Source organism: Bifidobacterium boum (assembly GCF_000741535.1).
Classification (GTDB): Bacteria; Actinomycetota; Actinomycetes; order Actinomycetales; family Bifidobacteriaceae; genus Bifidobacterium; species Bifidobacterium boum.
In genome coordinates, this window is the sequence record NZ_JGYQ01000002.1 from 20,597 (window position 1) to 33,439 (window position 12,843).

Sequence of the window (12,843 nt, forward strand, 5' to 3'; positions counted from 1 at the left end):
GCCGGTCGGTGGCCTAGTCGATGAGCTTGTAGCCGTGCGAGGCGATCACCGTGCGCAGCTTGTCCAGATAGGTCTGCGCCGCGGTCGACAGTTTCGCCCGCTCGTTGGTGATCCACCCGAGCAGCATCGTCTCGTCCGTGTCCAACGGCACGGTGACGATTTTCTCATTGTTGAGGTCGCCGTTGTCGATGCCCGTGCACACGGTGTACCCGTTGAGGCCGATGATGAAATTGAGGATTGTCGCCCGGTCGGTCACGTTGATCTGCTTGGGGGAGTATTCCGGCCACACCGCTTCCTCGGCGAAATAGAAGCTGCCTTCGGCACCCTGCTCGTATTGGATGAACGGGAAGGGTTTCAAATCCTCCATGGTGACTTTTTTCTTGCCGGCCAGCGGGTTGTTGCGTGAGATGAACACGTGCAGGTTCGCGCGGAACAGCGGGTGGAATACGAGATGCTTTTCGCGCAGCAGCTTGTTGATCACGTTCTTGTTGAAATCGGACAGATACAGGATGCCGATTTCGGACTGCATGTTGGCGACCTGGTTGATGATGTCCTTGGTGCGCGTCTCGCGGATGGTGAACTCGTATTCGTCGGATTTGATCGAGTTAATCATCTCGACGAACGCTTCGACGGCGAACATGTAATGCTGGGTGGAGACGCTGCACAGCTGCTTGCGGGGCTTCGCGTTCTTGTAGCGTTCCTCGAGCAGGGAAGCCTGGTCAAGGACCTGACGGGCATAGGTGAGGAATTCCGCGCCGTCCACGGTCAACGCGATGCCTTGGGAGGAGCGGGTGAAAATCTCAATGCCCAGCTCATGCTCCAGCTCCTTGACTGACGAGCTCAGCGCGGGCTGGGAGACGTACAGTTCATGGGAAGCTTCGTTCATCGAACCGCATTCGACGATTTTGACGATATACTTCAATTGCAGCAGAGTCATAAAGGAACCTTATATCACGGTAATGTCAAGAACGGGTTACTTATATCCGTATGCCGGCCGGCGGTTCACTCAGACCCGCACGCCCAATGATTGCAAGTCATGGCGGGCGCGGGACGCGTTCTCGAACACGAACGCTCGCATACCCGCGGATTGTGCGCCAGCGACATTACGCGGCGTATCGTCAAAGAACACGCTGGACGCCGGTTCGATACCGAACCGGTCCATCGCCAGACGGTAGAACCCGGTATTGGGTTTGAACTGCTTCTCCACACCGGACACCACGGTCCCGTCCAACAGTTCCTCAAGCCGGGGGAACTTCTCGAACGCGAAATGAAACGTCTCATACGACCAGTTCGTCAACCCCCACACACCGTATCCGGCGGCTTTCAAATCCTCAAGCAGAGCTTGCATACCCGGGACGATACGCGTCAGGGAATCATCATACCGGGCGATGTAATCGGCGAAGATATCCGCGATCTCATCGCCATGATCGTTCCTGACATCCGGAAGAATATCCGCGAGCGCTTCACCATGATCCATCCGATCCTCGTAATCGAAAAAGCCGTACGGATCATCCGCGGCGCAAATCCGGTCCACCAAACTATCGGGGTAGTGACCGCGCAACGCGGCGGCGCACTGCCAGTCAATCAGTACACCGCAAAAATCGAACACGACATCGCTGATGCCGGTCGGCGTTGATGCCGTCTCCTGCCGTCCTGCCAACGTGTGACTTGCCGGTGTTGTCATGCTGTCCCTTCCTGATGGGCCTCGGTCGTGGTCGCCGACGGCGCGTCAAATGATCAGTCGGCTCCGCCGCTGACGAAGCCCGCACCACAGTCTAGTGGCAACAGCCCCCCGGACCGTTTAGACCGGCGTATCGTGGACATGAACGGATCGGAAAACGTATCGCAAACAGGGCTTCCTCACTCCTCGCCTTGTTGGAAGACCTGGACGTACAGAATCTGGGTGTCACCGTTCGCGCACCCGGTGATGCCCGTGGCATCGATGCTGATGGATTCCTTCTGATCCGGCGGATAGATGAGCATCGTGTCCGCATCTGTCGGCGTGCAAGCCGAAGAGTCGAAATTCCCCGCGTTCACAATTCGCAGAGCGCTGTGCGCGGATTGCCCCGGTTGGAGTGTGATCGTGGAGGCGTCGACCGTGCGGTCGCGTTCCGCCGCCGCTCCGATTTGCGTGTCCCCGTGGCGTAAGGAAACGCCTGGATATCCGCGAAGCGTGCAGGTTCGCGAACCGGAGTTGGTCAATACCAGATACGGGTAAGAGCTTCCCGCTCCGCCGCCTGCGCCTTGCGTCAGCTTCGCGGTCAGTTCCTTCGTAGTGCATGCACTCGATACCGCGGCGGAAGCCGAGGATGACGCCGAGGCTGACGGCGAGGATGACGAGGCGGATGGCGAGGACGCCGAGGCAGTGGAGAGGGGGATTGCGACGCAGCAGGGGATGATGCCGAGGCGGACGGGCTCGCGCCATCACCGGACGTCGAGCCGCACGCACACAGGGAACCGGCCAGCAACATCGCGGTCAACACAATCGCCAAACGTGCCCGACCCGGGGAATGCAACCCGAATCGTTGCGATGAACCGATACCGGCCGACAAACTGTCGGAATCATTGTGATACCGGGAAACCATCATGATATGTCCTTCCTCTGTGAAGCGCGCAAACCCTGCTACCGTTCTCCCTGCCATTGACGCGTGCGACCACGCCATGGCTTCATTGTACCTGTACCTTCGCTGAAAGCGGGGAACCTGACGTGCGCGGGTCTCAGCCGATGAGCTCGGCGATCGCACGCGGAATCGCGCGCACCACGTCGCTGGCGATAATCGGCTCCCCGCCATCATATCGTGCGCCGCGCTCGCTGACGCCGTAGATTTCCGGTGCATCCCACCCGCATTGCGTCGAATGCGAAGCGATGGCGGCGGCAAGACCGTGCACGTACACCGCGGCGGCGACGGTATCGGCTATCGCAGCGTCATCGGACGATCCGGATACATCGGATTGGGCCAGCAACGCCCCGATGATGCCTGCGAGCACATCTCCCGCACCGGCAGTGCCCAGCCATGCCGGAGCGCGACCGCACAGGAGCACCCGCGTACGGCCGCTGTCGTAGGGGTCTGTTCCGGCGATAACGCTGACCGCACCCTTGAGCACGACGGTCGCACCGGTCAACTCATGCGCAAGCTGTGCATAATGCATGGGGGCCGCCGCCACTTGGCTGGCGTCCACCGACCCGTCCGCAGCGTCAAGCCTGGTCAGCAGCCCCGCCAGTTCCCCGGCATGCGGTGTGATCACCACGTTGGCCGGAACCCGTGCGGGCAGCAGGTCGAGCGCACCGGCGTCCACGACAATCGGCGGCATCGCGTCGGGACGGGTGCCCTGTGCCGACGAATCCTCTCCCTGAGACTTATCCTCGTCGGTGCGCGCATAATGGGCGAGGAGTCTTGTAATCGTCTCCCGCTGAATATCCTCACCGTCGGCCGTGTCCGCTGATGCGGGAACTCCAGAACCGACAACCCAGGCGTTCACATGTCCTTTGCCGATGACGGCTTCAGGCAGCGCGTGCAGCACCAAGTCCTGTGTGCGCTGCGGCCCCAAGTAACGGACCATGCCGATGCCGGATTTCGCTGCCGCGCATGAACCGAGCACCGCGGCTCCCGGATATCGCGTGGACCCGGTGACCAGACCCACGACCCCGCGCGTGTATTTCATATCACGTACGGACGGTACAAGAATCGAGGATGACGCTAGGTCGGCGTCCATCATCTCCGCGGCGGGCTCCGCCTCATCGATATCGAATCCGAAATCGACCAGCGTGACCTTGCCGCAGGCGTACGATGCCGGAGGCAGCATGGCACAAGGTTTGAGAGCACCGAACATCACCGTCCGGTCGGCAGGCAGACACGGACCGGGAACTGTGCCGTCGTCCACGCCGATTCCTGAAGGCGTGTCCACGGCAAGGATCAGCGGCCGGTCGTTCGTCTGGGTGTGCGCGGCTTCGATATCAGCCCCTCCGTCAGGATTCCACGAGTCAAGCAGCGCTGAGGCGAGCGTCGCCGCGATACCATGCAATGCGCCCGAAACGCCGATACCCGTCATCGCATCCACAATCAGATCCGCGTGATTGGCAAGCTCGACGGCTACGCGGAGCCGTTCTCCGGCTTCGCCTGCGGAAAAGCCGCTCACACAGCCGGGGATCTCGGCTTCCGGGTCGAGCACCAGCACGTGTCCGCCGCTGTGCGCGAACGCCGCAAAGCCATCGTCATGCAGGGCGCGTCCCACGGCGACCACGGTGACTTGGACGTCATCGCCGGCGAGTTGCGCTGCTGCGAACAGGCCATCGCCGCCGTTGTCACCGGCTCCGGCGAGGACAACCACATTGGCGTCCTCGAGCGCGACCGCCTGGCTGCCCAGCATGCGTTCCGCCTCATGCGCTGCAGCTGCCGCCGCCATACGCATCAGCGGCACGCCGTCGTCCAGCAGCGGCCGCTCCAATTCGCGTACCGTGTCTGCGGCGTACGCGTTGAACTTGAGCATTTGCAGACGTTCGTGATCGATGCTTCCACCCATGGCATGGCCCCTTTCCTATCAATGGCGTTCAGGCCTGCTGCGCCCGGCACCAGGACCGCTATCTCCACTCTAGTCCCTCCTTGGGCGGTTCAGCATCCGACGCCGCGGACGGGATGATCTGGCTGGTTCCGTATGCGCTGCATCGGTCTGACGGTGACGGTCCATCGCACGGGACGGTGTGAGGGCTCCGGCTACGTTCATATCCGCTCGGCGAGGCTTGCGGACACATCTCGAGCCGCTTGCATGGCGGCATCGGATGTCACGCATGGCGCTCGTCGCCCCGTGAACGGTACAGTGGTGGCATGAGCGTCGGCGTATCGCCGGGAGAAGACAGGAGTATGGGCATGAATATTGTGGCGGCTGCTGAGGCGTTGTGGGCGCAGCATACGATACATCTTGATCCAGAGCCGCAGGGGGAGCGGCATGGTGTCGTCAATGCGTCGGCGGATGGCGAAGCGTTGTCGTTCGTCGCGGTCGGCGATTCCATGATCGCCGGTTGCGGGGTCGAAGACCAGTCTGAGGGATTCACCCCGGCTATGGCATCTGTGTTCTCAGATATGCTCGACAGGCCGGTTGACTGGCGCGCCGTCGGCAAGCTCGGCGCCACGATGCGCCGTGTACGCTACCGCTTGCTCCCGCAAGTCGATGATCATGCGGATCTCATGGTGCTGTGCGCCGGATCGAACGACCTGATGGCCCGCAGGACCATCGCCCAGTGGTGCGACGACTTGTCGGCTTCGCTTGATCTGGCCAAGGACCGCGCTGACCATGTGGTCGTATTCAGCGCTGCCCAGCTGTACCGCAGTCCTTCCTTGGGAAAGTCCTTGCGCCATGTGATCGAAGGCATGACCGATGAACAGACCCAGGCAAGCCGCGAAATCTGCGAGCGCTACGGCGTCAGATTCCTTGACATGACCCATGAGGATGTGCATGCGGACCGCGACAGGTTCTACGCGCATGACAGGTTCCACCCCAGCGTATACGGATACCAGTGCATGGCGGAACGGGTCGGGCAACTGCTCGGCGGGTGGATGACCTCCGAACTGTGAATACAGGGCCGAGACGACCCCGAAATCACTGATCACTCTTCGGCGACGAGCTCCAGATAGCCGTCGCTCCACAGGTCCTCGTCGCCGTCAGGCATGAGCAGCACGCGCTCGGGGTTCAACGCCTCAACGGCGCCCTCATCGTGGGTGACCAGCACGATTGCGCCTTCGTATTTCGCGATCGCTTTGAGGATTTCATCGCGTGACACCGGATCGAGGTTGTTGGTCGGCTCATCCAGCAAGAGCACGTTCGCGCGTGATGTCACCAGCGTGGCGAGCGCCAGTCTGGTTTTCTCGCCGCCGGAAAGCACTTTCGTCGGTTTCATCACGTCATCGCCGGAGAACAGGAAGCTGCCCAGGATTGAACGCGTATGCGTGTCATCGAGTTCAGGCGCGACATGCTGCAGATTCTCCAGCACGGTCGCATCCATGTCCAGCGTGTCGTGCTCCTGCGCGAAATAGCCGATCTTGCAGCCGTGACCATACACCACCTCACCGGTATCCGGCTGCTCTTCGCCCGCCAAAATGCGCAAGGTTGTCGTCTTTCCGGCGCCGTTGTACCCGAGGATCACGACGCGCGAGCCTTTATCGATGGCAAGATTGATGCCGGCGAACACGATATTCGATCCGAAAGCCTTGGAGATGTCCTTCGCCATAATCGGGGTGCGGCCGCAAGGCGCCGGTTCCGGGAAACGGATATCGGCGACTTTCTCCTTCTTCTCCGCCTCGCTCGTCTCAGCCAGCAACCGTTCGGCGCGCCGCATCATATTCTGGGCGGCGACCGCCTTCGTGGCCTTCGCATGCAGGCGAATACCCTGTTTCATCAGCCGCTCGGCCTTCTTCTCCGCCACCTCGCGTTCACGGCGGCGGCGCTCCTCGTCGACCACCCGCTGATGCAGGTAGGCTTTCCAGCCAAGTGAGTACATATCAATTTGGCCGAGTTGGGCATCGAGATGCCACACCTTGTTCACGACCTCGTCAAGCAGCTCGGTGGAATGGGAAATCACCAGGAAGCCGCCTTCGAAACGCTTGAGATAGCCGCGCAGCCATTCAATGGAATCCGCGTCCAGATGGTTCGTCGGCTCGTCAAGAATCAACGTGTCCGCATCGGAGAACAGGATGCGCGCCAATTCGATGCGCCGCCGTTGACCGCCGGACAGCGTGCCAAGCTGCTGCTGCATCACTTCCTGCGGCAAGCCAAGGCTGTCGGCCATGGAAATCGCCTCGGACTGGGCGGCGTACCCGCCTGCCTTGTCAAAATCCTGCATGGCTTTGTCATACCGGTTCATCGCTTTGTTCATCACGTCGGGGTCGGGATCGGTCATATCCTTTTCCGCTTTGCGCAAACGTGAAATGATCGTCGCGATGTCTCGAGCGCTCATCATCCTGTCCAACGCGGTCTGCGTCGGGTCGGCGGCATGAGTGTCCTGGGGCAGATACCCGAGTTTCCCGGAGATGCGCACAGAACCCGCGGCAGGGAGCATATCGCCGGTGATCACACGCGTCAGCGTCGTCTTACCTGCACCATTACGGCCGACCAGACCGATCTTGTCGCCCTTGACGACATGGAAGTCGGTGGGATGCAGCAATGTACGCGCACCGATCTGAATCTCCAGTCCCTTCGCCTCGATAGCCATGCCCACCTGCCGTTTCTTTCATCGTCGGGTCAAAGTCCAACGGCATATCTTACCCATGAGGAGCCGACGTGCCGATCGTACCGTGGCGCGACACGCACAACGCACTCCGACGACACGACGCATCATCGAACAAATGTTCGATTTTCGTCGTGCTTGGCTGTATCCTAGAACCCAGTACCACACCTATCGGAGGCAAGACGTGAGCACAGCACAACAGGCGCAACACCAGCACCGCCCCACCGCGACCGAGCATATCCTCGACAGCGATTCATTCCTACACAAGGAGCTCGCCAAAGCGCCGCTGCGGGAACACGACGGTTCCCTCATCGCCGATATCAGCCGCATCCCCAACGACCTGAAAATCACCATCCAAGGCGCTCGCGAACACAACCTTAAGAACGTCGATCTGTCCATTCCCCGCAACCGTATGGTGGTGTTCACCGGGCTGTCAGGATCAGGCAAATCGTCTCTGGCGTTCGACACTCTGTTCGCCGAGGGGCAACGCCGGTATGTCGAATCCTTGAGCGCTTACGCCCGTCAATTCTTGGGACGCATGGACAAACCGAACGTCGATTTCATCGAAGGACTCAGCCCCGCAGTGTCCATCGACCAGAAAACCACGAACCGCAACCCGCGTTCGACGGTCGGCACCATCACTGAAATCTACGATTACCTGCGCCTGCTGTTCGCGCGCACCGGCGAACCTCACTGCACGGTGTGCGGTGAGCCGGTGAGCGCACAAACCCCGCAGCAGATGGTCGACGCGCTGCTTGCCATGCCGGAACGTACACGATTCCAGATTCTGGCACCGGTCGTGCGCGGACGCAAAGGCGAATTCGTCGACCTGCTCGAATTGCTGCGCTCCGACGGCTACGCCCGTGCGCTGATCGACGGCGAAATGCGGCAGCTGTCCGATGACATCAAACTCACCAAGCAGAAGAAACACACCATCGAGGTCGTGGTCGACCGCTTGGTCATCAGGGATGGTATCCGCCAGCGCCTGACCGATTCCATCGAAACCGCACTGAAACTGTCCAAAGGCTTGGTCATCGCCGATTTCGTGGACCTCGACGAGCATGACCCCGCACGCAGGCGTCCGTTCTCCGAAAAACGGGCGTGCCCGAACGGCCATCAACTTGAGCTCGATGAAATCGAGCCGCGCACATTCTCCTTCAATGCCCCTTATGGGGCATGCCCCGAATGCACCGGTATAGGGTATAACCTGGAAATCGATCCGGATCTGGTCATCCCGGACCCGTCAAAAACACTCAACGAAGGCGCCATCGAACCGTGGGGGCTGACCAAGGGAACCGGCGACTACTACCGGCATGTGTTGGAAGGCCTCGGCGAAGAGATGGGCTTCGACCTTGATACGCCATGGCAGGACCTGCCCGAGGATGTCCGACATGCCATCATGTACGGCCATGATTTCCAAGTCAAAGTCTCCTATCGCAACCGTTGGGGGCGACTGCGCGAGTATTCGACCGGTTTCGAAGGCGTCGTGCGCACGCTGATGCGTCGCCATGACGAGACGGACTCCGACCAGATGAAACAATATTACGAATCGTATATGCGTGAAGTGCCCTGCCAGGCGTGCGGCGGCAAACGCTTGCGGCCGGAGGTGCTTGCCGTCACCGTCGGCGGCAAATCCATCGCCGACGTGTGCGACATGCCGGTCGAACGAAGCCTCGCGTGGATCAGAGAACTCCATTTGGAGGGTTCCGCCGCTGAAATCGCCGGTGAAGTGGTCAAGGAAATCAAAGCCCGTCTCGCGTTTCTCCACGATGTCGGTCTTGGATATCTCAGCCTGTCCCGTGCGGCGAAAACCCTGTCCGGCGGCGAGGCGCAGCGTATCCGGCTCGCCACGCAAATCGGATCGGGACTCGTCGGCGTCATGTATGTGTTGGACGAGCCTTCCATCGGGCTGCATCAGCGGGACAACAAGCGGCTGATCGACACCCTGCACCATTTGCGCGACTTGGGCAACACCCTGATTGTCGTAGAGCATGACCAGGAGACGATCGAAACCGCGGATTGGCTGGTCGATATCGGCCCGGGCGCCGGCGAACACGGTGGTGAGGTCGTCTATTCCGGTCCGGCCGCGCATATCGTCGACGCGCCACGTTCCATCACCGGGGATTACATCGCCGGGCGCCGCGCGATTGAAGTGCCGAAACGCCGTCGCCGTACCCACGCGGATCGGCGGCTCACCGTTGTTGGAGCCAGAGAGAACAATCTCAAGAACATCAACGTGAACTTCCCGCTCGGAGTCATGACCTGCGTGACGGGTGTATCCGGTTCAGGCAAATCCACGCTGGTGAACACGATCCTCTATCCGGTGCTCGCCGACAAGCTCAACGGCGCACGCATGGTCCCGGGCAAACATACCAGGATCGAAGGCATCGAACAGTGCGACAAAGTCATCCATGTCGATCAGAACCCCATCGGCAGAACACCGCGATCGAATCCTGCCACGTACACGGGGGTGTGGGATAAGATCCGTACCCTGTTCGCCAAGACCCCCGAAGCTCAGGTGAGAGGCTACGGTCCGGGACGATTCTCGTTCAACGTCAAAGGCGGCCGCTGCGAAGCCTGCCATGGTGACGGCACGTTGAAAATCGAGATGAACTTCCTGCCGGATGTCTATGTTCAGTGCGAAGAATGCCATGGCAAGCGATACAACCGTGAAACCTTGGAAGTCAAGTACAACGGCAAATCGGTCGCCGACGTTCTCGACATGCCCATTGAAGAGGCGGCACGCTTCTTCAAAGCGTATCCGTCCATCTCCCGGTATCTTGACACCCTCACCCAGGTCGGTCTTGGCTATATTCGGCTTGGTCAGCCTGCGACCACGCTGTCGGGCGGCGAATCGCAACGTGTCAAACTCGCTACGGAACTGCAGCGCCGTTCCACCGGCAAAACCGTGTACATTCTCGACGAACCGACCACCGGTCTGCATTTCGAAGATGTCCGCAAGCTGCTGCTGGTACTCCAAGGATTGGTCGATAAAGGCAACACGGTCATTGTCATCGAACACAACCTCGATGTCATCAAGTCAGCCGATTGGATCATTGATTTGGGGCCTGAAGGCGGTGACGGCGGCGGTACGGTCGTCGCGCAGGGCACTCCTGAGCAAGTCGCCAGGAACGAAAACAGTTGGACAGGACGATTCCTCAAGGACATGCTCTGATTGACGGATGATTGACGCAGGACGGTTGTTCTGTACTGTACCGGGACTGAAAGGAATACGAATCGTATGGGCATCATCGAACGGCATAGCCCCGAACGCTGGCAAGCTACGGCGGACGCCATGCTTGCCTCCCAATCCGGTGCCGAGACGACCACGGCATCGGATGGTGCCACCGACGCCAAACGAGGGGTGAACGCTAACGGGGCTCCGCTGCTCGGTGATTCCCGGGACCTGTTCCGTCCCAAAACCAGCGATATTCCGGCCGAGCCCGGCGTCTACAAGTGGCGTGACGGCGAAGGTCGCGTCATTTATGTCGGCAAAGCGAAGAACCTGCGCAATCGTCTGACGAACTATTTCCAGCCGCTTGACCAGTTGCACCCGCGCACCCAGACCATGGTGCTCACCGCCCGCAGCCTCGAGTGGACCGTTGTCGGCACGGAGTTGGAGGCGCTGACCCTCGAATACACGTGGATCAAAGAGTTCGATCCCCGCTTCAACGTCGTGTTCCGTGACGATAAAACCTACCCGTATCTCGCGGTTTCCGTCGGCGAAAGCGTGCCGCGGGTATGGATCACACGCAATCGCAAGCGTCGGGACACCAGATACTTCGGACCCTACGCGAAAGTATGGGATCTGCGGCACAGTCTGGACCGGCTGCTGAAAACCTTCCCCGTGCGCACTTGCTCGGACGGCGTGTTCCGCAAAGCCCAATTGACCGGCAGGCCGTGCCTGCTGGCATCCATCGGCAAATGTTCAGCGCCCTGCGTCGGACGTATCGGCGAACAGGACCATCGTAAACAATGCGAACGGCTTGTCGGCGTCCTCACCGGCAGGATCGGCAAATCGTATGTCGCCCAACTGAATCGCGACATGAAAGCCGCCAGCGACGACCTTGACTTCGAGCGTGCCGCACGCCTGAGGGATGAGATCGCCATGCTGCAAACCGTCATGCAACAGAATTCCGTCGTCCTTGACCAAGATGTCGACGCCGACGTGTTCGGCCTTTGCTCTGACGAACTCGAAGCCTCTGTCCACGTGTTTTTCGTCAGGGATGGCTCCATCCGGGGGGAACGCAACTGGACCGTCGAACGGGTCGAAGACATTGATGATGCCGACCTGATGGCCGACCTCATCATGCAGGTGTATTCCGACCTGCTGCACGAGCAGGACCACACAGACCGTGATGACAACACAGGCGCGACGTCCCAGATTCATGTACTTGAACGCCGGGACGCCATCGGGGCGACGCAGCGCGTGACCGCCTCAGACAGCCTCGCCAGGGCGCAGGCGACCAGAACCCGCCATGAGCGGATGGAACAGACCGGTCGCGCCGACCTGCTGGCACCGATCGCCCCGGTCCCACGCGAAATCCTCATGCCGATAGAGCCCTCACGACGGGAAGACCTTGAAGCATGGCTCAGTGCCCAACGCGGATCGCTTGTTACCATCCGCGTTCCCGGTCGAGGCGAGAAACGCACTTTGATGGAACGCGCCAACGACAACGCCGCTCAAGCGTTGCAGCGCAGCAAGATGAGCCGGATCAGCGATATTGGCGCCCGCAGCGAGGCGATGAACGATGTTGCGAACGCTCTCGGACTGCCGCAGGCGCCACTGCGCATCGAATGCTATGACATCTCCAACACTGTCGGTGGGGCCTTCCAGGTCGCGTCCATGGTCGTGTTCGAAGACGCGATCGCGAAAAAATCCGAATATCGCCGTTTCGCCATCAAAGGTAGCGACGGTAATGGCGCGCTTGATGATTTGAGCGCATTGTATGAAACCCTGACCCGCCGATTCCGTCACGGCAACATCGCCGGAGACTCCGGCGACAGCATGGACAACGAGCGCCGCATCGAGCATGCGACGAACGACCAGGACAGCCGGACAGGCGAGTCCGGTCGGAACCGTCAGGCGGCAGACGGCGATTCGGACAGCATCATCCAACAGAACACGCAGCGCAGGCATTTCGCCTATAAGCCCAATCTTGTCGTGGTCGACGGCGGCAAGCCGCAAGTCATGGCCGCCGCTCAAGCATTGCACGATTGCGGCGTGGATGATGTCGCCGTATGCGGCCTGGCGAAACGACTCGAAGAAGTCTGGGTCCCGGATGACGATTATCCGATCATCCTCAAACGACAGTCCGAAGGCATGTACCTGTTGCAACGTGTGCGCGACGAGTCGCACCGATTCGCCATCACCTATCACCGGCAAACACGACGCAAAGGCATGTTGCGTTCCGCGTTGGATGACATTCCCGGTATCGGACCGGCATACCAGAAACGACTGCTCAACGCCTTCGGGTCCGTGCGCGCCATGCGGGCGGCGAGCATCGAGCAGCTCGAACACGTCAAAGGCATCGGCCATGCCAAAGCACAAGCCATCTACCAAGCATTACACGCGGAAGACAAACCTACCGATTACCATGGGTGATGTCTGTCTGCATGATATG

Annotated in this window: 8 protein-coding genes; 3 read left to right on the forward strand and 5 right to left on the reverse strand. The window is 60.3% G+C overall.

Features of this window, described 5'->3' with window-relative positions:
* Positions 1-13: 13 nt before the first annotated feature.
* The 4 genes from BBOU_RS00105 to BBOU_RS00120 form a co-directional block, all read right to left on the reverse strand.
* Positions 14-937 (reverse strand): LysR family transcriptional regulator, encoded by a 924-nt coding sequence (locus BBOU_RS00105; protein WP_026502874.1) that lies wholly within the window; start codon positions 935-937, stop codon positions 14-16.
* 69 nt (positions 938-1,006) lie between these two features.
* Entirely contained in the window at positions 1,007-1,684 is a 678-nt protein-coding gene (locus BBOU_RS00110) for an HAD family hydrolase (RefSeq protein ID WP_081815512.1), read from the reverse strand.
* A 176-nt stretch (positions 1,685-1,860) separates the two neighbouring features.
* The gene (locus BBOU_RS08950) at positions 1,861-2,400 is read right to left on the reverse strand and encodes a DUF4232 domain-containing protein (RefSeq protein ID WP_081888234.1); all 540 of its coding nucleotides are present in this window, start codon (positions 2,398-2,400) and stop codon (positions 1,861-1,863) included.
* Between the two features lie 318 nt (positions 2,401-2,718).
* Positions 2,719-4,521, reverse strand: a complete 1,803-nt coding sequence (locus BBOU_RS00120; RefSeq protein WP_026502877.1) for a bifunctional ADP-dependent NAD(P)H-hydrate dehydratase/NAD(P)H-hydrate epimerase — start codon at positions 4,519-4,521, stop codon at positions 2,719-2,721.
* 302 nt (positions 4,522-4,823) lie between these two features.
* Between BBOU_RS00120 and BBOU_RS00125 the strand changes: the two genes are divergently transcribed.
* The gene (locus tag BBOU_RS00125; RefSeq protein WP_231485593.1) at positions 4,824-5,570 is read left to right on the forward strand and encodes an SGNH/GDSL hydrolase family protein; all 747 of its coding nucleotides are present in this window, start codon (positions 4,824-4,826) and stop codon (positions 5,568-5,570) included.
* Positions 5,571-5,602: 32 nt separating this feature from the next.
* Here the strand turns inward: BBOU_RS00125 and BBOU_RS00130 are convergent, their stop codons facing one another.
* The gene (locus BBOU_RS00130; protein WP_026502878.1) at positions 5,603-7,204 is read right to left on the reverse strand and encodes an ABC-F family ATP-binding cassette domain-containing protein; all 1,602 of its coding nucleotides are present in this window, start codon (positions 7,202-7,204) and stop codon (positions 5,603-5,605) included.
* A gap of 253 nt (positions 7,205-7,457) precedes the next feature.
* Here BBOU_RS00130 and uvrA point away from each other — a divergent pair, with 253 nt between their 5' ends.
* On the forward strand, positions 7,458-10,394 hold the full coding sequence (gene uvrA, locus BBOU_RS00135; RefSeq protein ID WP_438823425.1) for an excinuclease ABC subunit UvrA: 2,937 nt from the start codon (positions 7,458-7,460) through the stop codon (positions 10,392-10,394).
* A gap of 66 nt (positions 10,395-10,460) precedes the next feature.
* On the forward strand, positions 10,461-12,824 hold the full coding sequence (gene uvrC, locus BBOU_RS00140) for an excinuclease ABC subunit UvrC (RefSeq protein ID WP_026502880.1): 2,364 nt from the start codon (positions 10,461-10,463) through the stop codon (positions 12,822-12,824).
* Positions 12,825-12,843: the final 19 nt, after the last annotated feature.

Bases quoted from the DNA above. Each gene is read 5' to 3' on its own strand.
- BBOU_RS00105 (WP_026502874.1), bottom strand. From the start codon at position 937: ATGACTCTGCTGCAATTGAAGTATATCGTCAAAATCGTCGAATGCGGT.
- BBOU_RS00110 (WP_081815512.1), bottom strand. From the start codon at position 1,684: ATGACAACACCGGCAAGTCACACGTTGGCAGGACGGCAGGAGACGGCA.
- BBOU_RS00120 (WP_026502877.1), bottom strand. From the start codon at position 4,521: ATGGGTGGAAGCATCGATCACGAACGTCTGCAAATGCTCAAGTTCAAC.
- BBOU_RS00125 (WP_231485593.1), top strand. From the start codon at position 4,824: ATGAGCGTCGGCGTATCGCCGGGAGAAGACAGGAGTATGGGCATGAAT.
- BBOU_RS00130 (WP_026502878.1), bottom strand. From the start codon at position 7,204: ATGGCTATCGAGGCGAAGGGACTGGAGATTCAGATCGGTGCGCGTACA.
- uvrC (WP_026502880.1), top strand. From the start codon at position 10,461: ATGGGCATCATCGAACGGCATAGCCCCGAACGCTGGCAAGCTACGGCG.